25 protein-coding genes and 5 pseudogenes are annotated in these 25,079 nt (G+C 69.7%); 17 read left to right on the top strand and 13 right to left on the bottom strand.

Annotated elements, in window-relative coordinates; translation table 11 throughout:
* The first annotated feature begins 377 nt into the window (after positions 1–377).
* Positions 378–530, top strand: a complete 153-nt coding sequence (locus tag ACFZDJ_RS47375) for a hypothetical protein (protein WP_391068754.1) — start codon at positions 378–380, stop codon at positions 528–530.
* Positions 531–938: 408 nt separating this feature from the next.
* Positions 939–1,103, top strand: coding sequence for a hypothetical protein (locus tag ACFZDJ_RS47380; protein ID WP_391068757.1), 165 nt, complete (start codon positions 939–941; stop codon positions 1,101–1,103).
* Positions 1,104–1,718: 615 nt separating this feature from the next.
* Here the strand turns inward: ACFZDJ_RS47380 and ACFZDJ_RS47385 are convergent.
* Positions 1,719–1,991: a transposase gene (locus ACFZDJ_RS47385; protein WP_391069066.1), complete on the bottom strand. Its 273-nt coding sequence runs from the start codon at positions 1,989–1,991 to the stop codon at positions 1,719–1,721.
* Complete coding sequence (locus ACFZDJ_RS47390; RefSeq protein ID WP_391068760.1) at positions 1,973–2,710, bottom strand: peptide deformylase; 738 nt, start codon at positions 2,708–2,710, stop codon at positions 1,973–1,975. The genes ACFZDJ_RS47385 and ACFZDJ_RS47390 overlap by 19 nt, the downstream gene beginning before the upstream one ends.
* Before the next feature lie 451 nt (positions 2,711–3,161).
* Between ACFZDJ_RS47390 and ACFZDJ_RS47395 the strand changes: the two are divergent.
* Positions 3,162–3,736: pseudogene (locus ACFZDJ_RS47395) on the top strand (Tn3 family transposase); the annotation flags it as partial.
* 175 nt (positions 3,737–3,911) lie between these two features.
* On the opposite strand, the gene ACFZDJ_RS47400 reads toward ACFZDJ_RS47395, so the two are convergent.
* Positions 3,912–4,775: a LysR family transcriptional regulator gene (locus tag ACFZDJ_RS47400; protein WP_391068763.1), complete on the bottom strand. Its 864-nt coding sequence runs from the start codon at positions 4,773–4,775 to the stop codon at positions 3,912–3,914.
* 93 nt (positions 4,776–4,868) lie between these two features.
* Here ACFZDJ_RS47400 and ACFZDJ_RS47405 point away from each other — a divergent pair, with 93 nt between their 5' ends.
* From ACFZDJ_RS47405 to ACFZDJ_RS47415, 3 genes and pseudogenes are all read left to right on the top strand, one after another.
* Positions 4,869–5,606 (top strand): SDR family NAD(P)-dependent oxidoreductase, encoded by a 738-nt coding sequence (locus ACFZDJ_RS47405; protein ID WP_391068766.1) that lies wholly within the window; start codon positions 4,869–4,871, stop codon positions 5,604–5,606.
* A gap of 458 nt (positions 5,607–6,064) precedes the next feature.
* A pseudogene (locus ACFZDJ_RS47410) lies at positions 6,065–6,370 on the top strand (GntR family transcriptional regulator); the annotation flags it as partial.
* A 137-nt stretch (positions 6,371–6,507) separates the two neighbouring features.
* Positions 6,508–7,698, top strand: coding sequence for a glycosyltransferase (locus ACFZDJ_RS47415; protein ID WP_391068769.1), 1,191 nt, complete (start codon positions 6,508–6,510; stop codon positions 7,696–7,698).
* 8 nt (positions 7,699–7,706) lie between these two features.
* Here the strand turns inward: ACFZDJ_RS47415 and ACFZDJ_RS47420 are convergent, their stop codons facing one another.
* From ACFZDJ_RS47420 to ACFZDJ_RS47435, 4 genes are all read right to left on the bottom strand, one after another.
* Positions 7,707–8,093, bottom strand: coding sequence for a low molecular weight phosphotyrosine protein phosphatase (locus ACFZDJ_RS47420; protein ID WP_391068772.1), 387 nt, complete (start codon positions 8,091–8,093; stop codon positions 7,707–7,709).
* 353 nt (positions 8,094–8,446) lie between these two features.
* A complete protein-coding gene (locus ACFZDJ_RS47425) occupies positions 8,447–8,677 on the bottom strand; it encodes a hypothetical protein (RefSeq protein ID WP_391068775.1) in 231 nt (76 codons plus the stop codon).
* Positions 8,678–9,223: 546 nt separating this feature from the next.
* The gene (locus tag ACFZDJ_RS47430; protein WP_391068777.1) at positions 9,224–11,719 is read right to left on the bottom strand and encodes a LuxR C-terminal-related transcriptional regulator; all 2,496 of its coding nucleotides are present in this window, start codon (positions 11,717–11,719) and stop codon (positions 9,224–9,226) included.
* 111 nt (positions 11,720–11,830) lie between these two features.
* Complete coding sequence (locus ACFZDJ_RS47435; RefSeq protein ID WP_391068780.1) at positions 11,831–12,634, bottom strand: intradiol ring-cleavage dioxygenase; 804 nt, start codon at positions 12,632–12,634, stop codon at positions 11,831–11,833.
* A gap of 464 nt (positions 12,635–13,098) precedes the next feature.
* On the opposite strand from ACFZDJ_RS47435, the gene ACFZDJ_RS47440 reads away from it, so the two are divergent.
* The gene (locus tag ACFZDJ_RS47440) at positions 13,099–13,317 is read left to right on the top strand and encodes a hypothetical protein (protein WP_391069104.1); all 219 of its coding nucleotides are present in this window, start codon (positions 13,099–13,101) and stop codon (positions 13,315–13,317) included.
* A 114-nt stretch (positions 13,318–13,431) separates the two neighbouring features.
* On the opposite strand, the pseudogene ACFZDJ_RS47445 reads toward ACFZDJ_RS47440, so the two are convergent.
* A pseudogene (locus tag ACFZDJ_RS47445) lies at positions 13,432–13,497 on the bottom strand (hypothetical protein); the annotation flags it as partial.
* Positions 13,498–13,536: 39 nt separating this feature from the next.
* Between ACFZDJ_RS47445 and ACFZDJ_RS47450 the strand changes: the two are divergent.
* Positions 13,537–13,689, top strand: coding sequence for a hypothetical protein (locus tag ACFZDJ_RS47450; protein WP_391069106.1), 153 nt, complete (start codon positions 13,537–13,539; stop codon positions 13,687–13,689).
* 57 nt (positions 13,690–13,746) lie between these two features.
* Here the strand turns inward: ACFZDJ_RS47450 and ACFZDJ_RS47455 are convergent, their stop codons facing one another.
* The gene (locus ACFZDJ_RS47455) at positions 13,747–14,376 is read right to left on the bottom strand and encodes a TetR family transcriptional regulator (RefSeq protein WP_391068783.1); all 630 of its coding nucleotides are present in this window, start codon (positions 14,374–14,376) and stop codon (positions 13,747–13,749) included.
* 194 nt (positions 14,377–14,570) lie between these two features.
* On the opposite strand from ACFZDJ_RS47455, the gene ACFZDJ_RS47460 reads away from it, so the two are divergent.
* A complete protein-coding gene (locus ACFZDJ_RS47460) occupies positions 14,571–15,533 on the top strand; it encodes a zinc-binding dehydrogenase (protein ID WP_391069069.1) in 963 nt (320 codons plus the stop codon).
* A 73-nt stretch (positions 15,534–15,606) separates the two neighbouring features.
* Complete coding sequence (locus ACFZDJ_RS47465) at positions 15,607–16,236, top strand: transposase (protein WP_391068786.1); 630 nt, start codon at positions 15,607–15,609, stop codon at positions 16,234–16,236.
* A 15-nt stretch (positions 16,237–16,251) separates the two neighbouring features.
* Here the strand turns inward: ACFZDJ_RS47465 and ACFZDJ_RS47470 are convergent, their stop codons facing one another.
* Positions 16,252–16,539: a hypothetical protein gene (locus ACFZDJ_RS47470; RefSeq protein ID WP_391068789.1), complete on the bottom strand. Its 288-nt coding sequence runs from the start codon at positions 16,537–16,539 to the stop codon at positions 16,252–16,254.
* A 368-nt stretch (positions 16,540–16,907) separates the two neighbouring features.
* Between ACFZDJ_RS47470 and ACFZDJ_RS47475 the strand changes: the two genes are divergently transcribed.
* The 7 genes and pseudogenes from ACFZDJ_RS47475 to ACFZDJ_RS47505 all read left to right on the top strand — a co-directional run.
* Positions 16,908–18,086 carry an alpha/beta hydrolase family protein gene (locus ACFZDJ_RS47475; RefSeq protein ID WP_391068792.1) on the top strand — a complete coding sequence of 393 codons (1,179 nt, stop codon included), beginning with the start codon at positions 16,908–16,910 and terminating at the stop codon, positions 18,084–18,086.
* 411 nt (positions 18,087–18,497) lie between these two features.
* Complete coding sequence (locus ACFZDJ_RS47480) at positions 18,498–19,058, top strand: sigma-70 family RNA polymerase sigma factor (RefSeq protein WP_390941977.1); 561 nt, start codon at positions 18,498–18,500, stop codon at positions 19,056–19,058.
* Positions 19,055–19,873 (top strand): zf-HC2 domain-containing protein, encoded by an 819-nt coding sequence (locus ACFZDJ_RS47485; protein ID WP_391068794.1) that lies wholly within the window; start codon positions 19,055–19,057, stop codon positions 19,871–19,873. Before ACFZDJ_RS47480 ends, ACFZDJ_RS47485 begins: the two co-directional genes overlap by 4 nt.
* The gene (locus ACFZDJ_RS47490) at positions 19,870–20,703 is read left to right on the top strand and encodes an ATP-binding cassette domain-containing protein (protein WP_391068797.1); all 834 of its coding nucleotides are present in this window, start codon (positions 19,870–19,872) and stop codon (positions 20,701–20,703) included. The genes ACFZDJ_RS47485 and ACFZDJ_RS47490 overlap by 4 nt, the downstream gene beginning before the upstream one ends.
* Positions 20,700–22,097, top strand: coding sequence for a hypothetical protein (locus ACFZDJ_RS47495; protein ID WP_391068800.1), 1,398 nt, complete (start codon positions 20,700–20,702; stop codon positions 22,095–22,097). The genes ACFZDJ_RS47490 and ACFZDJ_RS47495 overlap by 4 nt, the downstream gene beginning before the upstream one ends.
* Complete coding sequence (locus tag ACFZDJ_RS47500; RefSeq protein WP_391068803.1) at positions 22,094–22,669, top strand: hypothetical protein; 576 nt, start codon at positions 22,094–22,096, stop codon at positions 22,667–22,669. Before ACFZDJ_RS47495 ends, ACFZDJ_RS47500 begins: the two co-directional genes overlap by 4 nt.
* Positions 22,670–22,694: 25 nt before the next feature.
* Positions 22,695–22,847: pseudogene (locus tag ACFZDJ_RS47505) on the top strand (MmcQ/YjbR family DNA-binding protein); the annotation flags it as partial.
* Positions 22,848–22,885: 38 nt separating this feature from the next.
* Here the strand turns inward: ACFZDJ_RS47505 and ACFZDJ_RS47510 are convergent.
* From ACFZDJ_RS47510 to ACFZDJ_RS47520, 3 genes and pseudogenes are all read right to left on the bottom strand, one after another.
* Entirely contained in the window at positions 22,886–23,170 is a 285-nt protein-coding gene (locus ACFZDJ_RS47510; protein WP_391069109.1) for a hypothetical protein, read from the bottom strand.
* Positions 23,171–23,489: 319 nt separating this feature from the next.
* Positions 23,490–23,687: pseudogene (locus ACFZDJ_RS47515) on the bottom strand (transposase); the annotation flags it as partial.
* Positions 23,688–23,928: 241 nt separating this feature from the next.
* Positions 23,929–24,867 (bottom strand): TIGR03619 family F420-dependent LLM class oxidoreductase, encoded by a 939-nt coding sequence (locus ACFZDJ_RS47520; protein WP_390941967.1) that lies wholly within the window; start codon positions 24,865–24,867, stop codon positions 23,929–23,931.
* Between the last annotated feature and the right edge of the window lie 212 nt (positions 24,868–25,079).

The raw sequence follows: 25,079 nt of genomic DNA on the forward strand, positions 1-25,079 counted from the left end.
CCACCCCAAACCAAACCAGCTAGTCCGTATATTCACAAGACCAAAACACCCACCACACCCCAACACCAACGACCGGACGACCGGATTCAGCCCCCGCCACCCCACCCCCTCTGCCACCCCGCAACGAGACTCCCGACCTCCAGGCCTGGCATGACCGCCTCCCCCGTTCACCATGACCCGGAGCATGCCCCTATCCCTTTGCCAAGGCGCGAACGGCTTGGCTAGAGCGGCCTGGTGCGGGTTCAGCCGCGGGAACGCCGGGTCGGACAGCCGCAGTGGGCAACATAGGTTCTCGCGGTGTACCTGATCAGCCCCTCGAAGGCACCTGCGCTCACTCTCTTGACCCGATCCACGGCGGGACCCACACCCGTGCGCCGTTGCCGCAGACCTCCGCCCAGACGTTCTTCATCAGCCCGGCGCTCCGTGATCCACTGGTCATCGTGCTCGCGGCGCCCGCCCACCCCCAAGACGTCTGGCTGGCGAGCGAGGTGACGATGCTGGACATCTCCGCAAACTGGATTGATAACTGACAGTGGCCGCATGATCACCCTGCGGGGCTGCTGCGTCCTGTCGGGCTGCTGCCCATCACCCTCTTCGGACTGTTCGTCGTCGCGTCACTGGTCCCCTTGCACTGATCCTGCGGCGTGCGAGACAAAGAAGGGCTTGGGTGTGGTGCTTGCCCTGGCCGATCTTCTTGTCGTAGGAGGTCCAGGAGGCCAGGTCGGACAAGGACGCCAACGCGGACAGGAAGAAGGCCCGTTTGAGCTGTTCGCTTCCGCGGCGGGACGGCTGCTCGCAGATTGAGGACCCGTGGCTCATGGCGCTCCTGCACTGCCGTCAGGCCGTCGGTCACGCCAGGACCGGCGAGCGGACCCGAGCTGAACGCTCCCTCGTACGCGCCGAGGCCGCGTACGACCGAGCCCAGGGGCAGCCCGCCCATGCCGTCCTTCCTCACCTCGGCCGAGATCACCGGTCTCGCCCGTGCGGCACACCAGGCCCTCGGCCGTCACGCCCCCGCTCAGAAGTTCACCGCCTCCGCGCTGGCCCTACTGGAGCCGTGCTTCGAGCGGAACCGGGTCTACTACACGCCCGGCACGCGCTAGCCCTCCTCGATGGCGGGGAGGTCGAATACGCGGTGGCCGAGGCGGCACGGGCGGTCGTGATCGCCAAGCGGGTGCAGAGCGATCGCATACAGGACAAGCCAGCTGACCTGCGACTTCAGATGCGTCAGCAGACGAAGCGCGTTCCGGACACGGCGAACTTCCTGGAGCAGACACGACAGACGGGAGCATGACGTGGACGGGCTACGGCTGGAGCGACGCGACGCGGCGGGACTCGAGGACATCCGTCCCCAGCTCCTCGACGTGTACGCCGAGGTGTACCCGATCGGCTCGGCGAGGAGTTCCACAGCGATGCCCAGTTCGACGAGCTCCTGGGCTGGAACACGGAGGTTCCCGGCTTCGCCCCCGCCGTCGCCTACATGGACACGATCCCGGTCGGCTGCGCGTACGGCTACACCCCGCAGGAGGGCACCCGCTGGTGGCGCAGCCTGCGGACACTTTTCGCCGACGGCGCGACGGTAGAGACCAGGGCCCGCACGTTCGCCCTGTCGGAACCGATGGTCGTAGAGAAGGTCCGCAGTACCGGCACCGCCCACGAGATTCACGACGAGCTGCTGCGCGGCAGACCCGAGGAACGGGTTGCCCGTCCTGCCCCGGTCAACAGGGCTTCGTCCTGTCTTGGAGCCCCCTTTGGCGCCCAGGTGTGGGAGCCGTCGACGGCAGCCCGGGAGAAGTCCAGGGCGTCAGCACCACGCAGTTCGGCGAGCAGAACCTGGTGCACCGTGGCCACACATCGGCCTCAGTCCACTCGGCCGGCCGGCGCCACCAGGTCATACCCGAGCCGCAACCGAGCTCTTGCGGCTCGTGTTCCCAGGCGACTCCGGTGTGCAGCACGAACAGGATGCCAAGGATCAGGATTCGTACGCCCAGGCCCGGCCGCTCTGCCGGTACTTCTCTACGGGAATGGGCTCGACGCCAGGCCTCATCCGGTTGGTGTACAGGTGCCCTTCGAGGTGGTCGATCTCGTGCTGAACCAGGCGAGCAAGGCCGCGCTCGTAAACGGTCGTCACCATCGTGCCGTCAAGAACCGTGGTCTCGACGGTGATTCGCAGAGGGCGGGGCACCACGCCGCGCACGTCGAAGAACGACAGGCACCCTTCGTACTGGGCGTCGAACTCTTCGGAGACGTCGATGACGCGCGGGTTGAGCAGGACGACGACACCAGCGCCGGTCTCGGCGGGCTGGACAACGGCGGCCGCGCGGCCGACGCCAAGCTGAGGAGCGGCGATGCCCATGCCCTTGGCGAAGGTGTGGACGTGGGCGATGCGATCCATGGAGGCGAAGAGAGTCTCAACGGCGCGTTCGGCGACGTCCCGCTCGGCGGGGAGATCGAACCGCCGGGCAGTCTCGGTCAGGAGTGGGGCGCCTTGCTGGACGACGCCGAGGTTGCGCATCTGCTCGCCGGGCCGCACCTCGTCCACCTGAACTCCTTTTGACTCACGTCCTATTCGCGCCTGGGCCCGGGATCGCCATTCCAGACGATAGCGGGCGTGGAGAAGGGGCTGACTGGTCGACCAGGTGAAGATGCTGGCCCCGTTCTCCTCCCGTCGACTCGGCGCGGTACGCAGCGGCGATGCCTCGGCGGTCACGGCCAGTTCCCCACACCACCGGGTCGAGTTCGGCGGGGAGAGCCAACTCGACCTCCAGGTGCTCAGTGGGAATCCTGACCGCCCTCTGGAACCAGCGGCCCCACTTCTCATCGCTCACCGTGTACGCGTACTCGATCCAGACCGACTCGCCCGGGTAGAGCGGGAACCGGCCTTGATCATTCTCGAACAACAGCCACACTTCTCTGAAGGCATCTCGGCCGCGCTTGGCCTGCAGCGCATCGGCTCTCCCCTGCACACCGCAGTGAGCGCGAGTTCACTCCAGGTCAAGGGATGGGCGCGGTAGCGGGCGTTGGACCGTTCGGGCTCGCCAAGGTAGCGGTCGACGCTGATGCGGATCAGGTAGCGGGTGATCGGGTCGGTGCCGGTGTTGCGGAGCAGGCGGCGCATGGCGAGCCGGTACGAGCTGCCGTCGAAGTCGAGGCGGGTCACCGATGCCGCCCGCGGTCGGGTCGACCTCGCCCGGATCGAGCGCCAGTGGGAGGACATCCTGCGGATCATCAGCTCCATCCACACCGGCTCCGTCCGCGCGTACGGCGTCATCCGCATGCTGTCGCGGGACGGGCGGCCGACCCCGCTGAGGAACGCGATCGCCCACTACGGGCGGATCGCCGAGCCAAGTCCCTGCACATCCTGCGTCTGGCCGACAAGCCCTGCTACCGGCGCCAGATCAAGGCGCAGGCCAACCTCCAGGAAGGCCGCCACGCACCCGCCCGGAAGATCTTCCACGGCAAGGCCGGGCAGCACTACCCGCGCTACCAGGACGGCATGGAAGACCAGATCGGCGCGCTCGGACTCATGCTCAACGCCGTCGCTCTGTTCAACACGCGGTACATGGACGCCGCGGTAAACCAGCTACGCGCCGACGGCATCGATGTCCGCGACGAGGACGTGGCCCGCCTCTCCCTGTTCGTACGGCACCACATCACCATGCTCGGCCCAAGGCGTACCTGCTGGTCACCACCCCAGAAGGGGTTCCGGGAGCCCTCTCGCGCGCCGGAGCCGTGACGGCTTCGCGGACCCGCCCGACTCGTGGGCGGCCCGGCACGCCCTCTGCCGGCGCGAAGGTCGGCAGTGCACGGAGTCACGGCGGTGCCCGTGGGCGGGCGGCGGTGGGGTGTGGGGGCCGACGGTCAGGCGGTGTGTCGTCAGGGTGATGGCGGCGATGGAAGGCGAGAGCGGGTCATAGTTGTGCGGCCGTGCGGATCAACCCGGCGAGGGCGAGGGAGCGGCTGTGCGCGGGCCAGGCGATGTGGGTGACGACGGGGGGTGCGTCGGTCAGGGGGACCGCGGCGTGCTCGGCCCACAGCCAGGCGCGGGCGGAGTCGGGGAAGACGGCCACGGTGCGTCCGAGGGCGATCAGCTGGGCCAGCTGTGTCTGGTTGTGGATCTCGGGGCCCGGGCCGGGTGGGTACGTGCCGTGGCGGGGCCAGCGGGCGAGCGGAAGATCGGGGACGTCGCTGACGTCGGCCAGGGACAGAGTCTTGCGCGCGGCGAGGGGGTGTCCGGCGGGCAGGATGGCGATCTGCCCCTCGGTCATCAGTTCCTCGCTGTCGAACCCGGCGAGGGAGTTGAACGGCGCGTGCATGAGCGCCACATCAGCGCGGCCGTCGCGCAGTATCCCTTCCTGTTCGCACATGCCGCACGGCAGCACCTCGATCTCGGCGGCGTCGGGCTCGGCCGCGTAGGCGTCGAGAAGTTTCTGCAGCAGCTCGTGAGACCCGGCGGCCTTCACCGCCAGCACCAGGCGATTGCGGGGGCCACCCGGACTGTCGGCGCCACCGGCGCGACGGGTGCGGCGAGCGGCGGCAGTGGTCGCATCCAGGGCTGCGCGGCCCTCGTGCAGCAGCACCTCTCCGGCGCCGGTCAGACAGACACCGCGGCGGTTACGTTCCAGCAGGGGGACGCCGATGCGCCGCTCGAGCTGCTGGATCGCCCGGGACAGCGGAGGTTGGGCCATGCCGAGGCGCTTGGCGGCGCGGCCGAAGTGCAGTTCCTCGGCGACGGCCACGAAGTACCTCAACTCGCGGGTCTCCAAGGTGTCCACGGCCACAACATACCTCAGTGATACCTACCGGGTATCACAGGGCACCGTATCAGTGTTGGATGCACCGCTCGTCCGGGAGCGAACATCAACGGCATGAGCGAAACGAAGATCGCGCTGGTGACCGGCGCGAACAAGGGAATCGGGTACGAAATTACGGCCGGGCTGGGCGCCCTCGGCTATCGCGTGGGCGTGGGAGCCCGCGACGAGGCCCGGCGCGAGAGTGCCGTCGAGAAGCTGCGCGCCGCCGGGGTGGACGCGTTCGCGGTGGCGCTGGACGTGACCGGCGACCAGAGCGTCACCGATGCCGCGGAACTGATCGAACAGCAGGCCGCGCGCCTGGACGTCCTGGTCAACAACGCCGGCATCTCGGGAGAGACGGGGCCGGGGTGGGCGCAGGACCCGACCACGCTCGACCTCGACGTGGTCCGCACGGTCGTGGAGACCAACGTCATCGGTGTCATCCGGGTGACCAACGCGATGCTGCCGCTGCTGCGGCGCTCGACGTCGCCACGCATCGTCAACCTCTCCAGTGCCGTCGCCTCGCTGACCCGGCAGGCGGACCCGGACATCGAGATCGGCCCGATCATGGCGGCCTACTCGCCGTCGAAGTCGTTCCTCAACGCCGTCACCGTGCAGTACGCCCGGCAGTTCGCCGGTACGAACATCCTGATCAACGCCGCCTGTCCGGGCCTGGTCGCGACCGACTTCACCGGCTTCCACGGACCCCGCACTCCTGAGCAGGGCGCAGCCACAGCGATCCGGCTCGCCACACTGCCCGACGGCGGACCGACCGGTTCGTTCTTCGAGGACGACGGCGTCATCCCCTGGTGACTCCGAACTTGTCGTGATCATGCAGTACGCCCTGGCTTGGTTCGACGCGACCGCGGATGCCGAGTCCAGTGGCGTGGGGTACTACCGCTCCCAGCCCGACAGGCCGTCCGCCGCACGCTGACCACCCGATCATGTGGTCGGCGTCGGCTGTCGCCGGGCGCGAGCAGTCTCGGCTTGCCAGGCGACCCGTTGATCACCCTGCACGGGGCCGGGGCCCCGCTCCGAAATCAGGCCCCCGCGATCCAAAGAACGGGCTCACGTCACGGAAGGGCCGCTACCGTCGCGGCAGGTCTCGGTGCCGCCCGTCTCCCCGTCGGGCGGCACCCACGCCGATCGCTTTCGGGTCGGGCGGTGCCCGACTGTCCGGACGATCGGCTGGAGCGTCCCATGGACCCTGTTCTCTTCACGGCTCGGCCGTGGCGATGACAGGGCCGTCCCCGCCTTCGTCAGCGGCCTGTCCCATGGCCGTCACCGGCGGGACGCCCATCTTGCTGCCCGAGATGGGCCCGCTCGCAGGCAAGGGCGTCGTCGAGCGGATGCGGTCCATAGGCGTCGCCGTCGAAACATGGGCTGAAAACCCGCGGCCGACCCGCGCCGCCCAGGAGCGGGCCTCGCTGCTCGGTCTCAGCATCGGCGACCTGGTCCTGTCCATCGAGCGCACGTACTACGACGGCCGCTCCGTGGAAACCGCCGACATCATCGTCCCTGACCGCAGCTGGGAAGTGGCCTACGAATTCGCCGTCGACCCGCCCGAACCCGACTGACCGCCCGTCACTACTGCCTGCCCTGCCAGTGACTGCCGGCGCGAAATCGGCGCCCTTATGCCTGCTATCGTCCGCACTGTTCTGCCACCCCGGACGCGGGCTGACCCTCCGGCGTCGCCAGATTGGGAGCCTTTCCTGTGAGCAGTGACGATGCCGTCAGCCGACTTCCGTTACGAGCTTTCCGGCTTGTCGTCACGGGCGGTGGAACGGGCGGTCACACCTACCCCGCGCTCACGGCGGTGCGGACCCTGCAGGCCAGGCTCGGCGCTGCCGGCAGAGCCGTGGATGTTCTGTGGGTCGGAACAGCGGAAGGCCTGGAAGCCCGGGTCGCGGCCGCCGAGCACATCCCGTTCGTCACGGTGGCCACCGGCAAGGTGAGGCGCAGCAGCAACCCGCTGAAGCTTGTGTCGCCCGCCAATGTGCGGGACATGGGACGTGTGCCGCTCGGCGTGGCGCAGGCCCGCTCGATCGTCTCCGACGCCCGTCCGGATGTCGTGCTGGCCACGGGCGGCTATGTGGCCGTGCCGGTGGGCCTGGCCGCCCGTATGTGCCGCCGTCCGCTCGTCGTCCACGAACAGACCGTGCGCCTGGGCCTGGCCAACCGGGCGCTCGCCCGTGCCGCGACGCGCTTCGCTGTGTCCGCGGAGTCCTCGCTTCAGTACCTGCCGAAGGGCGCCCGTACGGCAGCGGTCGTCACTGGCAACCCGGTGCGGCCCGAGTTGCTGTCCGGTCACGCGGACAAGGCCGTCGAAGCCCTCGGCCTGGGCCGGTTCGACCGGACCCGCCCGACCGTGTACGTGACAGGCGGCGCACAGGGATCCCAGCAGATCAACCAACTGGTGGGCGAGAGCCTGCCGTGGCTGCTGTCCCAGGCCAATGTGATCCACCAGTGCGGGCCTGTTCACGAAGCCAGGCTCCGTGAACAGGCGGCGGCATTGCCCCGTGAACTGTCGGACCGCTACGCGGTCATGGGCTTCGTCGGCCTGGAGCTGCCCAACGTCCTGGCCCTCGCGGATGTGGTCATTTCCCGCAGCGGTGCGGGCACGATCGCGGAGCTGACCGCGCTCGGGAAGGCAGCGGTGCTCGTCCCGCTCGCGACCTCGGCCGGCAACGAGCAGGAGCACAACGCGCGCCACCTGCAGGACTCCGGCGCGGCGGTCGCCCTGCTCGGCACTGCGACGCCCGGCACCCTGCGTGACGCGGTTGCGCCCCTGCTCGCTGATCCTGTCCGCCGCGCCGGCATCGCGGCCCGCGCCCGTTCACACGGTCGGCCCGATGCCGCCGACCGGCTGGTGGACGTCCTGCTGTCCGTCGTGACCGCCGAGTAGCAGGACCTCTACGGCAGATGGGGGCGGGCACCGTCCACGATGGCCTTCACGCATTCGGTGAACGCCGGGTAGGCGTCCTCCCAGGGGTCGTGCACGTCCTCGCCGTCGAGGTACAGCCGCAGCTTTGCCGCGCTGGTCTCGTCGGCCAGTTCGTGGAGCTCGCCCAGGACGGAACGGTCCATCGTCAGCACGCTGTCGGACCACTGCAGCATCCGGAGGTTGACCCGGACGGCGCGGTGGTCCTCAATGTCGTAGCCGGACTCGGCGGCCGCCCTGATCGAGATCGTATGGGCGCCCTTGCCGACGTGCCGCTCGCGCGGGCCGGCGGAGCGGATCTCGACCTTGTCGCCGCCGGCCTTGGCGAGGACGGCGGCTGCGATCGGGGATCGGGGCATCCGTACTCTCGCGGGCGAGGTTCGGGCCTGACAGCACCCCGACCCGCTCCGCGCTGCCGCCGGTCACCTGGCTGCGCTGGAAAATGTTCTGCCGCGCCACCCTCACCATCGCCTCCCTCACCGGCACCAAGAACGGCCACACCGAGCCGGTGAACGTCTACCGCTATGGCTCTGCACCCGAGAACGGGAGTCATTTATCGGCGACTTCGGGAGTCGCCTCGCGCGCGGCAGTCGTGATCAATATCGATGAGTTTGGGAGTCGCTTACGGCCCGGCGGGCGTTGTCCGTGCCAGCGCCCAGCTGCCTCGCAGGGGACCGCTACCTGAATTTGGTCTGAACCCGGCCCTGGTGCGTCAGCGGGCGAGGGAGACGGCGAAGGGCTTGAAGCCGTGTCGGCGCAGGACGTGAGGCACGATCATGATCATGGCCTCGGTGGCGCGGGCTGTGGTGATGTCTCCGAGGTCCTCGATCCATGCGGGCTGCCAGCCCAGATCGGCGAGGAGGCCGGTGACGGTCTGCTTCGCGTGTTCGTCATTGCCCGAGACATAGATGGTCGGTGGGGTGGCCAGGATTTCGGGGGCCACACGCCCGCCGACCCACACCAAGAATCCTCCGCTGCCCTGGCAGCCTGATCAACCCCCGGAGGACTTCCGGCGCCGACCACTAAGCCGGGGGCACTGCGCAACGCTCCGAGGCCCTCCATCAGGCCCGCGCCGAGGGCACCTTCACGGCCGTCCACGAAGCCTTCTGGGCTGGGGCCAAGAAGGCACTCGGAGATATCGAAGGAACGAATGCCCTGGTCAAAGTGCTGTTACTGCACCGCCACCAGCAGCACACCGACGTAGTCACCGGGATCCGCGCGGCCCTCGCGGCGGGCACTTTCAACGAGGACATCATCGCGCGGGAGGCCCGCAAGGCGGCCCAAGCAGCCGGGCCGGCGCCGACCGTCACCGCCAGCAACCCAGCCCCGGGACCGTTGAATCTGGACCTGGCCCAGGTCACGCCCCTGACGCCGCGCCGTCTCGCCCGTGCTCTGCCCGCCGATCAGCGTCCCCTGCCCCGTCTGGAGCAGGTGGAAAGACTCTTGTGGCCCAGCCTTCCACTGGCCGAGCTTCTCCTGTTCCAGGTGCTCACCGCCGGGCGGTCCGTGCGGCTGCCCACAGTGCGATCTGCGTGCGTGAGCGCAGGCCCAGCTTGTCGCGGATCTTGTCCAGGTGCGTGGCAACCGTGTGGATCGAAAGGCCGAGCCGGTCCGCGATCTGCCGGTTGGTCAGCCCTTCGGCGACCAGTTCGGCCACCGTGGACTCCCTTACGGTGAGCCGGAGCCGCTCGTCGGTGGCGCGGACATCGCGCCTCGTTCGGTCCTCGCCGCTCCCTGCGCCGAGCGCGTACGCGACCAGCCGCTCTCCGCGCAGCCCACGGGCACCGGCGACGGCAGCCTCCTGCGCCGCTGCCGACAGCCGTGTCCGGGCACGCGCCGCCGCCTGTTCCATCCTGTGCCACCAGGGAGCCTCGGGCTCGGTGTCCAGGCGGCGCCGCGCCTGCACGCTCGCCTCGTACAGCCGCAGCGCACGCTGCATGTCGCCGCTCTCCGCGGCCACGAGGGCCAGGCCCTCCACGGGGTACAGGGCATGGAAACTGGCCCCTGGAGCGATCCGCAGCACCTCGGTGAACAAGGTCTCCGCGCTGCGCAGACGCCCCAAGGCCAGCCGTACGGCCCCCGCGGTGTGCAGCGCGGCCGCGGTCCGAGGCCATGGCGCTTGCTGCCTCAGCACGGGTAGACACCGTGACATCAGTTCGTCGGCCTCCAGCTCCTCGCCGGCCTGAAGCAGCGCCCAGGCCAGGTGATGGGTGCACCAAGCAGTGTCCTGTGGCCTGCTGGGGGAAGCGACGACCTCCAGGCACTCCCTCAGATCCGCGACGGCCTCGGCGAACTCACCGCGACACAGTCGCGCCGCCGCCCGGGCGTCCAGGGCGTTGGCCAGTCCGGCGGCGTCACGACGCATCCGCTCGCTCTGCACCGCCCGCTCTCCCAGGCGCAGTGCCTCGTCCAGATCGGCCTGCTGGCAGGCCACGCGTGCAGCGAGCGCCGGTACCTGCCCACCCAGCGCCCGGCCCCCGGCTCCCCGCAGTAGTCCGGTGAGCAGCGCACGGGCGGCCGACGGCTGCTCCTGCTGGTAGTGCACACGCGCCAGCTCCAGTGTCAGCCGCACCGGTACGGCATCGCCGTGGCTGGCGCTGCAGGCCAGTACCGAGACGAGATTGTCCCGTTCCGCCGCGAGCGGGCTGCCGGCCTGGTCGGCGAAGACCTCCCCGCGGCCCCGCCCGGCCAGCTCGGTCAGCCACGCGAGCGCCCGGCGCAGGGTGGCGTGCAGCTCGCCGGATGCACGCAGACGGTCCAGGGCGCAGACACGGATGGCACTCAACTGCCTGAAGCGTGTGGGCGCAGTCTCTCCCGGCAGACGCACGACGAGCGACTTCGCTTCCAGGGCGCGCAGGATGCGGAAAACCTGCCGCTGGTCTATGCCGCCACCGGCGCAGACTGTTTGCGCAGCGGTCGCGTCAAACCCGCCGACCAGGACCGAAAGGCGCCGGAAGACCGCCTGCTCGGCCGGATCCAGCAGCCGATGGCTCCAGTCGACCGCTGCGGCAAGCCCACTGTGGCGTGCGGGTCCGGTTCTGCTTCCCCCGGTCAGAAGGTCCAGCTGGAAGAACTGGTCGTCCAGCCCTGCCAGGATGTCGCTCAGCGCGAGCGCACCGACGTGGCGAGCCGCGAGTTCGACGGCGAGCGCCAGGCCGTCCAGGCGCCGGCAGATCTCGGCCACCAGGTGGCCGTTGCCGCGATGGAGCGTGAACCCCGGGGAGTTGCTCGCGGCGCGGTCGACGAAGAGCCGTACGGCATCGGACTGCATGAGGGCCGTCGCATCGTCTCCGGTGTCGGCCGGCGGCAGGGACAGCGCGCCGACCCGGAACACGGTCTCTCCGGGCACCCTCAGGGCCTCCCGGCTGGTGGCCAGGATCCGCAGACGAGGGCAGCGGCCCAGCAGGGTCGCCACCAGCCGGGCACACGGCTCGGCCAGATGCTCGCAGTTGTCCAGAATCAGTACCCGGGAGGCGTCACCGATCGCCCGGACCAGCACGTCGACGCCGGTCCGGCCCGCTCGTTCGCCCACCCCCAGCGCGGCGGCCAGGGACTGCGCCGTCAGCGCACTGTCTTGGAGTGAAGCGAGTTCCACGAGGTCGACTCGTGCGAAGCGCTTCGGTAATCCCTTGGCGAACTCCAGCGCCAGCCGGGTCTTGCCCACACCGCCCGCACCGGTCAGCGTGAGGAGGCGCGAGCTCCTCAGGAGGGTACGCAGGCCCGACAGCTCGTGCTGCCGACCGACGAAGGAGTCGAGCGCCGGAGGCAGGACGCTCCCACCGGCCGTCGAGACCGCAGGCGTGACACCCGAAGCCGCCCGTCGCCGAAGCGCCCGCTGACGGCAGGCGCTGGAGCAGTATCGAGCCGGCCGACCCCCGTGCGGCCTCACGATCAACGCCGCACCGCACACATCACACGTTCGACTCCCGCTCATCCCCGATTCCTGGCCGCACCGCCCCGGAACGAAACCATCGCCTTCAGCCATGTGTCTCTACGAAGACTGGCCGGTCGGCTTCGGTAGGAGCAGTGCGGCCGCAGTCGCGCGTGCGATGGCCGACACCGCGGCAGGGCCGGCCACCGCAGGCATCCAGGTGCGTCAGGGTGTGGCGGCGGAGTCGATGCCGAGTACGACGGTTCCGGTCACTCCTTTGCCGAGGTCGCTGCCTGCCTGGGTGAGGGTCAGCAGGGTCGAGGACCCCCCGTTGCGGTAGATACCGTCCCGCGCGTTGAGCGTGCGGGTGGCCGTGTTGTTCCGGTACGGGGACAGGGCGGCGATCCTGGTGTTGAACGCCTCCGGGAAGTAGAGCTGGCCCGTATGGGACACGTGGCCGCCGTGGTACGTCCCGTTGGACACGGTGCCTCCCACATGCGTCTTGACGTGGATGTGGAGGGCCCGGCCGACGTACCAGCCGGGGTAGACGGTCGTGAACTCCGCAACACCGGCGGAGTCGGTCAGCTGCACGCCGCGCAGGAAAGTGGTGTCCGGGGTGGAACCGCCAGCGACATAACCGGAGTAGACCCCGAGGGCGTCGCAGTGCCAGATGTCGACCGCCGTCTGGGGCAGCGGGGCGCAGGTCGCTGCGTCGACCACCGTCACGCGGAGGGTCAGCGGAACACCCGCCTTCCCCTCTGTGATGTCCTTGCGGACCGTCTCCAGATCCAGGTAGTACGGCCCCTCGGTCTGCTCGGGCGTGAGGACGCATGCGGCAGCCGGCCGGGCCGCGGCCTGGTGCTCGGTGGCGGCGGTCGCCTGCGTGGCGGCGAGACCCAGCGCGGCCACGCCGAGGGTGGCGCCGCCCAAGGTGGCTATGACGGACCTGCGGGTGGCGCCTGCGGGAACGTCCGACGTCTCAAGGCCGCGCTGCGGTTCCGCGGCGTTGTGGTGGGGGATGTCAGTCATGGCGTGAGCATGGCGCCTGTGACGGCCCACGGGATCGCACGGACGACCCACGAGGCAACCGCGTTACGAAACCCTCCATCGGTGCCGCGTGCGCGCCGTACATGGTCGCCGCGCCCATGACGATCCAAATCAGCAGGACGAGCGCCTGACGTCGTCCTGAGCCATGCGCGGGCGGCGATGCTCCAACAGGCGCAGCAGGTCCGGTTGTTCACTCCCCACCGCGACGAGGGTACGGGGTCAGAGCTCGATGTGAGGCGACTGGACGTACAACCGCGCGAGCCACCACATCGTCGCGACCAGGTTCCGCTGCGTTGCCCTGATCGTTGCACGTGCGGGCGTCTACCTCGGGTGGTCAGATGGATCGGTCCGCCCACCCTTGCGGTGGGCTCGGTCATTGCAGCCTTGCGGCCGGTGCAAAGGCGTGGGGTTTGGCACGCATTGCAGCGTGACGGGAGGTCGATGGCATGCTCGATGACGAGCACGTGACGGGTGACGGTGCGCACCTGGGCGGGTTCTATTGCGGCAGCCAGCGAGGTCGCTCCGCGGGTGCGCTGGGACAGCAGGTGGTTCAACCTGCCGTGGCTGCTCCCGATCGGCTTCGTGGGGTCACCGAACACGCCGCACTCACCGAGACCCTCAACAACTGCCCCGACCAGCCCACTACCGTCACCCTCGCCCGCTGACCCCGCACCTCCCTCCGCGGCCGCTCCGGCAGCCGACGGCAGGCCCTCCGCGGCCGGAGGTTCCTCGTCCCAGGCCCGCGCCAGGCTGTGCACGACGCCGTACTCGCGGGCGAAGCGGTTGGCCTCTGCGGCGGAGCCGGTCATCCTGTGCAGCCACAACCCGTGTGCCACCGACTCCATCTGCTCTGGCGTCAGATGCAGCCGCCACCGCTTGATCCCGTGATCACACAAGGCCGTACGGACCTGCTCCGCCAGACCATCGGCGATCGGCACCCGGAGCTGGCCGGTGAGGCCGACGAACACGCGCAGCGCCGCCATCTGCGACGCAACCAGCTCCACCAGCTGCCGGTCCGGCGCCTTCCCACTAGATGATCTATTCCAAGGGGTTCAGTGGTTCGTGCGTCGAGCGTGGATACCGCTCGCCCACGGTCAGGCGCTGTCCGGTGCCGCGGATACCAGTCGTGCCGCTGGTGGTAGCGGTGCGCGCTGAGGGCAGGCTTCGAACGCCTGGATCGCCAACCCTGCGAAGCGTCGGGAGGCCATGACCTGGGTGTCGGTCGATCTGGTGTGGATCCCCTTGTTGGCCATGAGGATGAGAATGAGGTCGTCCAGGACGAAGTCGGACCGCAGGTACCCTGCGTCCTTGGCCCGCTGGGCCAGTCCGGCGACCGCTTTCACCGTGTACTCACGGCTCGCGACATCCGGCGCCCCTGGAAAGGTCGACATGAAGGCTTCGCTGAAACCCCGATCCCGCGCGTGCAGCTCACAGATCTTCTCGATCACCAGGCAAAGGCCACGCCACGGGTCGGGATCGGCGCACCCGTCGTCCACGATGGTGCGACATGCGCGCAACTGGTCCGCGAAGGCCTCGGTGGCCAGCACCTGCTTGGTCGGAAAGTGACGGTACAAGGTGGCAGGTCCGACCCCCGCGCACCGCGCGATCTCCCGCATCGGCACGTCCAGGCCGTCGGCGGAAAACAGTGCCCGGGCCGCGTCGAGGATGCGCTCGCGGTTGTCCAGCGCGTCGGAACGCAGGGTGTGAGGCAAACGGTCGATCATGCTCTCACTTTACCTAAACGGACGGGGGCGTCCGTTAGCGTTCAAGACGTAGCAGCTCACCGAGATCATCGGGGCGCACAGCACCGGAACCGAACCCCTGCCGCGCCGTGAACCCCCTCCCGCCGTCGGCGGCGAGCGGCGGCGGGTACTGAGCGCGACCGCACTCGATCGGTCCGAGAACATGGGAGACGATACTGAAGGCAATCGCGATCCAGACGTACGGAGGTCCTGAAGGTCTGGCTGTTGTCGACCTGCCGGCTCCCGCACCTGCTGCCGGACAGGTGGTGATCGCCACCGAGGCCGTGGGCGTCGGTGGAGTCGACACCGTGATCCGAAGCGGGGCCCTGGCCGCCTACGGCTTCAAGGAGGGCCACATCCCGGGCAGCGAGGTGGCGGGCACCGTGACCGCGGTCGGTGACGGCGTCGACGCCTCGTGGATCGGCCGGCGGGTGTGGGCCTTCACCGGCACCGGCGGAGCCTACGTCGAACAGGCCCTCGCGCCGGTCGAGGAGATCGTTCCCCTGCCCGTGAACCTGTCCGCAGTCGATGCGGTGACACTCGGCAGTTCCGGCGTGGTGGCCCACTTCGGGCTCCGCCACGCCCACTTCGCCCCCGGGGAGACGGTCCTGGTGCGTGGTGCGGCCGGCAGCATCGGGATCATGGCCGTGCAACTCGCCGCTCGCGGCGGCGCCGCCGCGGTGGCGGTCACCACCTCCTCGGCCGAGCGCGGCGAGCAGCTGCGACGTCTCGGCGCGACCCACGTGCTGGACCGCTCCGGCGACGGAGGGGAACCAGCTCCCGCAGGGTATGACGTCATCATCGACGTGGTGGCCGGCAAGGACATGCCGTCGTTCTTCGACCGGCTCAACCCGAACGGCCGCATGGTGGCCGTGGGCGCTGTCGCAGGCCAGCCACCGGCGGACTTCGGCACGAAGATCATGGCGGCGTTCCAGAAGTCGATGTCCTTCGCCGCTTTCAGCGCAGCCACCGTCACCGGAGCCGACCGGCGTGCCGTGCGGAGCGAGCAGTTCGCCGCAGCAAGCCGGGGTGAGATCGAAACAGTGGTGCACGAGGTGCTGCCACTGGACGCAGCCGTGCTGGCGCACCAGAAAATGGACGCGGGCGAGGTCTTCGGCAGGATCGTGCTGACACCGTAGTCGAAGGTAATCCACGCCGGGATTGCCACTATCACCCCTGCTCAGTCGAGGCGAGGAAGTCCAATGTCGGTGCGTGAAGACAGAGTTGGACTCCCTCGCGACCGCGCTCTACGTGAAGACCGATGATCTGCTGAAGGGTTCGCCGCAGTTCGGGCCATGGCGGCCGGCTGTGGGCATTGCGCCGCAGCTGAGCGACGCCGAGCTGGTGACCCTGGCGATGATGCAGGCCATGCTCGGCTTCACCTCCGAGGCGCGGTGGCTGAGGCACGCGCACGGCCAGCCCGTCGCCTTCGCGCTGACGGGAGCCAAGGCCGATGAACGCGAGACCCTGCTGGACCTGCTCGACGCCGAGTCCCAACTCACCACAGAGTGCCCTGGCCAGACGCTGATCGGTGATAAGAACTACTTTGGCCACGAGTTCGAACAACGGCTGGCCGAGCTGGGTGTCCGGCTGCTGCGGCCGGCCCGCAAAGGCGAGACCGAGCGGCCCGGATCGCAGCTGTTCAAGCCGCTGCGGCAGGTCATCGAGTCGATCATCGAAACCTTCAAGGGTCAACTCGACCTCGAACGGCACCGCGGCCGCACTCCCGGCGGAGTGGCCGTCCGCGTCCTGCAACGCATCCTCGCCCTCACCGCCGCGATCTGGCACAACGACCACACCGACCAGCCAGTCCTGCGCGCCCTGACCGCCTACGACCACTAAACCCCATGGAATCGATCATCTAGGCGGAGGCTCGGCCCGGGGGCGGCAGCAGCCGAAGGTGAGGGTGTCGTGGCCGTAGAGCGTCAGGCGGGCCGCCCACCGCACGGGCCGGCCCTCCAGAGCCGACAGCTTCGCCCGGTCCTCCCGCACGGCAAACTCCACCAGGCCCTGGCTCTCCAACGCGTTCACCTGCTGCTGGTGCGGCGGGAGGAGCTCCGTGTCCAGCGTCCAGCCGTGCCCGGCCGCCTGACCGCGCTCGCACAGCGCCTCCGGCACCGAGAGCGCCCTCTCCCAACCCCTCATCCCACTCCCCCGCCTTGTGCGCCGTGCCCGTACCCGTACCCGTACCCGTGCGCCGACCGTAGACGCCTACGCCTGCCTGCCCTGTTCGAAGACGGAAAGGGGCAGCCCTTCATGGGAATCCGCTGACGGAATGCTGCCGGGGGTGGCGGAAGGGACGCCCGCGACCCCGGCAGCCTTTGTTCTCTGCCGGGGCGGCGACCCGCCGACCTGTCGCCGAACCGGCCTGCCGCGGCAAAACCCCTGGCCAAGGCACCACCCCTAGGGTCCCGTGTCCTCCTGCGAGATGATGGCCCGTAACTCTTGCGGGCGACAGCACGTCCTCCACTGAGGGGACGCCAGCTACGACGCTGCGTTCTAGCGTCGCCGCCATGACCAGAATCCGTCGCACTGCCGTAGCTGCAGCGCTCACACTCGTCCTGCCACTGTCCGCGGTCGCAGCGGGTGCGGCATTAGCCGCACCCGCATCCGAACACTCCGCCGCCGCGGCCTCGGACCCGTACGGACTCCATCCGGAGCTCCCCCGCCCGACCGGTCCACACGCGGTCGGCCGAGAAATCCTGCACCTCGTCGACGCGCACCGTAAGGACCCCTGGGTGCCGTCGGCGGGACCGCGACAGCTGATGGTGTCGATGTACTACCCGGCCCAGACCGGGACGGGCCGACCAGCTCCGTACATGACCACCGAAGCAGCCCGGGACATGCTCCAGTTGAAGCTGCCGGGTACCACCATCCCGGCCGAGGCAGTCAGCGGGACCCGCACCTGGGCGCGCTCCGACGCGGGCCCAGAGCACGGCCGCTTCCCGCTGGTGATGCTCTCGCCCGGTTTCACCATGCCACGCACCGAGCTCACCAGCCTCGCCGAGGACCTGGCCAGCCGCGGATACGTCGTCGCGCTCGTCGACCACACCTACGAGAACTCCGGCACCACCTTCCCCGACGGACAGACGCTCACCTGCGCCATCTGCGACACACCCCCCACCGGCGGTCCCGGGGCCATAGCGGAGAGCCGGGCGAAAGACATCTCCTTCGTGATCGACCAGCTGACCAGCCGCCACCACCCTGACTGGCAATACGCCCGCATGATCGACGCCAGGCGGATCGGGATGGCCGGGCACTCCCTCGGCGGCGACGCGGCCATCACCACCATGACGGCAGACAAAAGGGTGCGAGCCGGGGTGAATCTCGACGGCACCATGTTCGCGCCGGTCCCCACCACCGGCCTCGGCGGTCGCCCCTTCCTGCTGGTCAGTCACGACCAGGGCGGCGGGGAGGATCCCACCTGGACGAGCGGCTGGGCGGACCTGGACGGCTGGAAGCGCTGGCTGATCGTCTCCGGTTCCAACCACGCCAGCTTCACCGATGTACCGGTCCTCTCCGAGAAGCTGGGCATTCCCGAGCCTCCCGGTACGACGATCTCCGCCCAACGGTCGGTGCAACTCACCCGTGCCTACGTCGGGGCGTTCTTCGACCTGCACCTGCGCGGCATCCCCGAGCCGGTCCTAGACGGGCCCTCTGCGGCAAACCCTGAGGTCGGCTTCCACCCCTGACGGACCCGCACCCACTGACGCAGCTGACGCTCCGTATTGGCCAGACTGGGCAACCGTTCGGTTCGCCGGGTTGATGGTCGTGGCGGTTGGATGTGCGATGACGTCCGATCCGACCGCTGGAGATGCGGTGGCCGAGCCTGTCCGCGTGCGCAGACTGACCGACCAGGAGGGGCAGCGGCTGCAGCAGATCACGCGCCTGGGCAGCACGAGTTCGGTGCACTACCGGCGGGCGATACAGCCGCACTCGCGGACCGTTCCTCACCCAGTGGTAGTGCATGGCCACCTTGCCCTTGCCGGTGCGGGACAGCGAGCCCGCCGGGGCAGCACAGGTGGAGCCCACGGGTTCTCCCACATGTGGCGGGGATCACGTCGGGGGGAAAACCCGGGGCCCGGCTCGGGCGTCTAGCCGGTGTGAGATCAGTCAGGAAGGCACCGCGCGCGCTGGACGAGGAGCGTCTCGTCCAACTGGTGGCCAGGGGTGACCGCGCTGCGTTCGAGGAGCTGTATCGGCGCACCGCGCCGTGGATGGCGTTGCGGCTGCGTCGACGCTGCGCCGACGAACAGATCGTCGCCGAGGTCATGCAGGAGACGTATCTGGCGGTGTGGCGCGCGGCGGGCGCGTTCGCGGGGTCCTCGGCGGGCGGGACGGCCGCAGGATGGCTGTGGACGATCGCGGCACGCCGCCTCGTGGACGCCTTCCGGCGCAGGGCCCACCACGCCGAGCCGCCGGCGGCCGCCGCTCTCCCCGACGCGGCGCCCGCCGCCGAGGAGGAGGCACTCGCGACGACCGTCGGCGGTGACGTCGGCGACGCGCTGCGGCACCTCGCGCCAGAACTCAGACAGGTACTGCAGGCCATGGTGCTCGACGGGCTGTCCGTCCGGGAGACCGCGGTCCTGCTCGGACTGCCCGAGGGCACGGTCAAGACCCGTGCCCGCCGGGCCCGGATCGCGATGCGGGAGGCGCTGGCATGAGCGTGGAACACGCGTCGAAGCGGATCATCGACGGTTACGCACGCGGCGACACGACCATCGCCGCCGACGAGGTGTGGGCCCTGGAGGCCCATCTGGAGACGTGCGGGGTGTGTCGTGACCGGCTGTCGGCCGCCGTCACTGCCGAGGCGCCCGCCATGGCGGCGCTGGTCGGCACCGTGTGGTCCGACCTCGAACCCCAACTGGCCGCCACCGCCACAATGCCGCGCCAACGGCGTTGGTCTGCGTGGTTGTCGAGGTGGATGACGCCCACGATGGTGCCGTGGCTGGCCATGGTCGTGAGTGTGACACTGCTCGCGCTCCTGCTCGACCTGGTCGACACCGGCTTCGGCGAGGTGTCGCCGGTGCTGCTGCTCGCCCCGATCCTGCCCGTTCTCGGCGTCGCGGCGTCGTGGTCGCGCGGCCTGGACCCGGCGTACGAGCTGACGGCCTCCGCGCCGAGGGCGGGACTGTACCTGGTGCTGCGGCGCACGGCGTCCGTGCTCGCCGTGGTCGTCCCCGTGCTGCTGGTGGCCGGATGGGTGACCGGTGTGACGGCCGCTCAGTGGCTGCTGCCCTGTCTGGCCTTCACCTCGACGACCCTGGCGCTCGGCGGTGTCGTCGGCGTGACCCGCGCCGCTGTCGCGCTGGCGGCCGTGTGGGCCGCCGCGGTCGTGGCACCGACCCTGGCCACCAGCCGTACGACCTTCGCCTTGCAGACGGGCAGCCTGCCCGTGTGGGGACTGGTCCTCGCACTCGGTACCGCTGTCGTGATCGCACGCAGGGGCGCGTACTCCGTGTTGGGAGCCCATCGATGACCATCGGAAAGGAACACCACATGATGTCCGCGGTAAGCGCGGCCGACATCGCACCAACGGCCTACGCCTGGCAGATCCAGGCCACCGGGCTGAAGGTCAGGGTCGGCAGGAACCGGATGGCCGTCAACGGGCTCGACCTGTCGCTGGGCACCGGCGTACACGGCCTCCTCGGCCCCAATGGGGCGGGCAAGACCACCCTCATCCGGACGCTGGCCACCGTACTGCGCCCCACCGAGGGCACCCTGGAGATGCTCGGCGAGTCCGCGGGCGGCATGGGCGAACACCGGGAGCTGCGCCGCCGGATCGGCTACCTGCCGCAGGAGTTCGGCTACTACAAGCGCTTCACGGTGCGCGAGTTCGTCGAATACATGGCGTGGCTGAAGGAGGTGCCCAAGGCGGACATCCCCGCCGCCGTGCAGCGCGCCGTGGAGAGGGTCGGTCTGGCGGACCGCGCCGACGAGAAGATGAAGGCCCTCTCGGGCGGCATGGTGCGCAGGGTGGGCATCGCCCAGGCCATCGTCAACGACCCGACGATCCTGCTGCTGGACGAACCGACGGTCGGCCTGGACCCGGCGCAGCGGCTGCGCTTCCGTGAGCTGCTGCAGGAGTTGGGTACGGACAGCTGCGTGCTCGTCTCGACCCATCTGGTGGAGGACGTCGCCGCCGCGTGCACCGACGTGGTGCTCTTCGCCGAGGGGCGACTGGTCTTCCAGGGCCCTCCGGACGAGCTGGCCTCGGTGGGTGGCCCCGAGCACGTGGGTGACAGCCCGCTGGAGCGCGGCTACTCGGCGCTGCTGCTCAACCCCGAGCAGGGAAGGGGCACCTGGTGAGCGTCCGCGTCCTGCGTATCGAGCTGAAGCGCTCCGTCGCCCCGTGGGCCGGCGCCGTGGTCCTGACGCCGGCGCTGGCGTTCCTGTACCTGATTCCCGGATCGTGGTGGACGGGCACCACGGCGTGGACGGCCCAGTGGACGTCCATGGCCCTGTGGACCCGCTCCCTGCTGTTCTACCTGTGGCCACTCGCCGTGGGGCTCGGGGCGCTGCAGGGCCTGCGCGACCACCGCTCGAAGATGTCCGAGCTGCTGACGAGCACGCCGCGGCCCGCCCGGCACCGCGCGGCCACGCTGGCGGGCGCGACGGCGTTCACGCTGGCCTCGGCCTTTGCGCTCCTCGTCCTCGTGGGCGCGGTCCAGGTGGTCGCCAACACCGAGTACACGCACCTCGGGTGGCTGCCGATCTCGCTGGTAGGGGCACTCTCTCTCGTCGCGGGGGCCGTGCTGGGCATGGGGGCCGGGCGGGCCCTGCCGTCCGTGCTCACCCCGCCCGCGCTGGCCATGGGCGCCTTCGTGTTCACGGCCCTCATGCAGATGTCGTTGGGCCGGACGGAGACGACCACGGCGACGGGGCTCCCGAGCACGGAGCCGAACCGGGTCTCCCTGCTGTCACCGGCGGTGCAGGAGGTGCGCGATGAACTCGTCACGCTCTCCGCCTCCGTGCACGTCGGACAGACGATCTGGCTGCTCGCCATGGCCGCGACCGGCTTCGCGCTGCTGGTCGCCGCGACCCCGCGCGCCCGGCTGCTGGCCCTGACGCCTGTCCTGGCGGGCGCGGTGATCGCTCTGCTCGTCCTTCCCTCCGACCCGCGCCGGATATATGTCGTCGACGAGGCCGCCGCGGAGCTGGTGTGCGACGGCCCGGTGTGCGTGACGAAGACGCAGCAGGCGCGACTCGCCGGCCTCGCGGGTCCCGGTAAGGAGGCGCTGCGCCGGCTGCATGGCGCCCTGGGCAGCCAGGCGCCGGTCTCGGTCCGGGAGAACGCCACCGTACTGCCGGAAGGCTCCACGCCGCGGTGGTCCCGTACGACCGTGCTCTTCGACTTCGACGACGACATCGTCGCCGCCGCGAAGGGCGAGGAGCTGACCCGGGCCCTGATCGCCGAGGGCATGGTGCCAGGGTGCTCCCCCGTCGGCTGGAGCGGCTTTGGGGACGATGAATTCGCGCAGACCGTCGCGGTGGGCTGGGTCCTCGGGGACCTCAGGCCGCTTCCCGGCACCTTGTCAGCAAGTTTGCGCCGGGAGGTCGACGCCGAGACCCGCCCGGTGTGGAAGGGGCTCAAGGCGCTTCCGTGGTCCGAGCAGCTCTCGCGGATCAAGGCGATGCGCGCCGCCGCGCTCTCCTGCAAGGGCGACGCGTTCGACGCGCTGAAGGGCGGTGCGTCCCGGTGAGATGGCTGACGCTGTACGCGCGCTCGCGTCAGGTACCCGCGTCGCTCGCCGCGGTGGTGATCAGCGCGGTGGCGGTGTCGGCACTCGCCCGGGACGGCAGCGAGGGGCCCGGTGATCCGCGGCTGCCCGTGCTCGTCCTCGCTACGGGGGCGATGGCGGCCTCGATCGGGCTCAGCGGGCAGGACCTCGCGCTGGACCGGACGGCCGCGATCCGCTGGGTGCCCCGCAGAGCGGCACACGTGCTGCTCTGCGGGGCGGTCGTCGGCACGGTGCTGCTGACAGTGCAGGCGATGGGCGAGGACATGGCCACCACCGCGTTCGTCGTCCGGGACAGCGCGGGCCTGATGGGACTGGTCGCCCTGGGCGCGGCGCTCTCGGGCGGCCAGTACGCCTGGACGCTGCCGTTCGCCTGGCTCTCGTTCTCGTTCTTTGCCCCGCCCCCGACGAGTGCGCCGATGCGGGTGGCAAGTTGGATGCTGCTGCCGCCCGGCACGGCAGCGGGCACCTGGACGGCCCTGGTCCTCGCGGTCGCCGGCCCCGCGGCCTACGCCGTCGCGGGACCGAGACGGTGACGACCGCAGCGCGGTCGCGTGCGGCATGCGCAGGCATCGGATCGAGCACCCACCACGCGGCCTCGCTCATTTCGGCCCCGACTGGGAGGTCTACAAGGTGCGCGGCAAGGTCTTCATGCTCATGGCCGAGGTGCCGGGGCGCCCCGTCGTGATACTCAAAGCCGATCCCGGCGACGCCACGAACGGGAGGGGCCCAGTGAGGGCTGCACACGCGGCTTATGCTGCGGCAATGCCGAAGATCAGGGTGCACAACGACAACGAGAAGATACTCGGAGTCTGGGTCGAGCCCTTGGCGAGGTCTTCTGGATAGAACCCAAAGAACACTTCGCGATCGGCACCGCCACCGCCCAGGGCGTGGACCCTCACGAAGCACCCTTCGACGTCGTCTTCCACGACCAAGGTGTCAGCGTCCACCTGGACATCGGCTACGAGGCCGTCGTACGTGACCAGTCCGGCACCGAAGTGGCCTGCGGCCACCAGCGGCCCCTCGAAGTCCTGCAAACTTGGACCGAGGCGGCTGATGTCGCCGCTCAGCGAACCGCCGAATCATCATCCACACTGCGTGAGATGACTCGCGACCATGCAGAGTCCATGTGCCGCGGAACTCACACAAGCCGAAGCCACCAAGCAGGCACAAGAACTTCGACCGTCACCATGACCACACAGGTCACTGGTCAAACGGCGAGTTGAGAGGTCGTTTTCTCCCGTTGTTTCATCCCGGAATCTGCTGTTTGGTCTGTGGTGTCGGGTCGCGCCAGGAGATGGCCGTTCTCGCTGGTAAGGCGGCGGGCCATGAGGTCGGTCATGGCGATGTGGATCAAGGTAGGTAACGCCACTGAACGCCGGTCCGGTCCACGTACAAGATCGCGTCCATGATGTCGCGCAGGTCGTGCTCGGGCGGCCGGCCGAAGTCCAGGGCCCTGCCGCGGCGCTCGAAGCGCCAGGCCGAGAGCACGGGCTCGATCAACTCCCAGCGGGCATCGGACAGATCACTCGGATACGGACGCCGCTTCGTCATGCTCGTGATGTATCGCCGCGGACCGAGTGCGCCCAGGCGCACAGCGATGACGACGGAAGCACGCAGCCCCGAAAGCCGGACATCATGGAATGAGACAGGACCAAGCAGCACCCCGCCCCACCCGTCCCCCCTCCAGACCCACCAACCCCAGCCACACCTGCGACCTCTTTCGCACCGCCACTCCACCCTACGAGAATCAGTCCATAAACTTCCAAAGCATACGAAAACGACATCTTACAGGTCAGTCATCTTGTCTTTGGGGACGCTTGGCGTGCGTGAACACATCGGCTGGAGCCCTGGCCGGCCCTGGTTGTTCCTCCGGGCGAATCCAGGTTCGGGCGAGTTCCGCGACCCAGGTGGCCGCTGCCTCGGAAGCGGGTGGAGGTGCGCCGACGACGACGAGTTCGGTGACGCCTGCCGCACCGAGTGCGGGGAGGTGCTCCGGGGTGCCGTCGCTCAGCGCGACGGCGACTGTGAGCTCGTCAAAAGCTCGACCGTGGCGGGCGCACTCGTCGGCGAGAACGGCGACGCGTGCCGGGACGTCGGCAGCCGGGACGTTGAAGCCGTACCAGCCATCGGCGAGCGTGACCGCGCGGCGCAAGGCGGCGTCGCTGTTGCCGCCGACCACGACCGGGAGCCGGCCGCCGCGCAGCGGCTTCGGGTTGACCCGGATCGCATCGAAGCGGGTGAACTCCCCCGCGAAGGAGGCCGGATCCTCGGCCCAGAGGGTGCGCATCGCGGCGAGGTACTCTTCGGTCCGCCGCCCGCGACTGGCGAAGGGGACTCCGAGCGCTGCGAACTCCTCGGCCGACCAGCCGACCCCGACCCCGAGGCTGAACCGCCCGGCTGAGAGCACATCGAGTGTGGCCGCCTGTTTGGCGACCACGATCGGATTGTGCTCTGGCAACAGGAGCACGCCGGTGGCGAGCTCGATCCGGCTGGTGACCGCCGCCGCGAAGGTCAGGGCAAGCAGCGGGTCCAGCCAGTCCGCGTCCGCGGGCACGGCGATCCGGCCGTCCACGGAGTAGGGGTAGCGGGAGGCGGACGCATCCACGAGCACCACGTGCTCGCCACACCAGAGCCTCGCGAAGCCGTGCGTCTCCGCGGCTGTGGCCACCGCGCGGATCACCTCGGGACGGGCACCGTCACCGATACCGAGCGCGTGCAATCCCACTCGCATTCTCCACCTCCGGGCGTCACCCTAGGCGCGAAGCGCGGACGCGCTCGGGTGACGTGGCGCGCCGCGCGCGGAGGCGGCGGGGCCTGTCGGCCGGACGAGTGAGCCCACCGCCCCCGTGCCTGCGCTGTGATGCTTGCCCCGAGCGGGGACGCTGTGCGGGCGTGAAAACATGTGAGGTTGGTGCCCGCCCGGTGAACTCCGGTCGTCTCTTG

Origin of the sequence: Streptomyces sp. NPDC007896 (assembly GCF_042959425.1) — a bacterium.
Lineage (GTDB): Bacteria > Actinomycetota > Actinomycetes > Streptomycetales > Streptomycetaceae > Streptomyces.

What these genes read in the sequence shown, in the direction of transcription:
- ACFZDJ_RS47380 (WP_391068757.1), top strand. Translation starts at nt 939, where the DNA reads ATGCCGTCCTTCCTCACCTCGGCCGAGATCACCGGTCTCGCCCGTGCG.
- ACFZDJ_RS47405 (WP_391068766.1), top strand. Translation starts at nt 4,869, where the DNA reads ATGAGCGAAACGAAGATCGCGCTGGTGACCGGCGCGAACAAGGGAATC.
- ACFZDJ_RS47420 (WP_391068772.1), bottom strand. Translation starts at nt 8,093, where the DNA reads ATGCCCCGATCCCCGATCGCAGCCGCCGTCCTCGCCAAGGCCGGCGGC.
- ACFZDJ_RS47430 (WP_391068777.1), bottom strand. Translation starts at nt 11,719, where the DNA reads ATGGCTGAAGGCGATGGTTTCGTTCCGGGGCGGTGCGGCCAGGAATCG.
- ACFZDJ_RS47435 (WP_391068780.1), bottom strand. Translation starts at nt 12,634, where the DNA reads ATGACTGACATCCCCCACCACAACGCCGCGGAACCGCAGCGCGGCCTT.
- ACFZDJ_RS47440 (WP_391069104.1), top strand. Translation starts at nt 13,099, where the DNA reads ATGCTCGATGACGAGCACGTGACGGGTGACGGTGCGCACCTGGGCGGG.
- ACFZDJ_RS47455 (WP_391068783.1), bottom strand. Translation starts at nt 14,376, where the DNA reads ATGATCGACCGTTTGCCTCACACCCTGCGTTCCGACGCGCTGGACAAC.
- ACFZDJ_RS47470 (WP_391068789.1), bottom strand. Translation starts at nt 16,539, where the DNA reads ATGAGGGGTTGGGAGAGGGCGCTCTCGGTGCCGGAGGCGCTGTGCGAG.
- ACFZDJ_RS47475 (WP_391068792.1), top strand. Translation starts at nt 16,908, where the DNA reads ATGACCAGAATCCGTCGCACTGCCGTAGCTGCAGCGCTCACACTCGTC.
- ACFZDJ_RS47485 (WP_391068794.1), top strand. Translation starts at nt 19,055, where the DNA reads ATGAGCGTGGAACACGCGTCGAAGCGGATCATCGACGGTTACGCACGC.
- ACFZDJ_RS47490 (WP_391068797.1), top strand. Translation starts at nt 19,870, where the DNA reads ATGACCATCGGAAAGGAACACCACATGATGTCCGCGGTAAGCGCGGCC.
- ACFZDJ_RS47520 (WP_390941967.1), bottom strand. Translation starts at nt 24,867, where the DNA reads ATGCGAGTGGGATTGCACGCGCTCGGTATCGGTGACGGTGCCCGTCCC.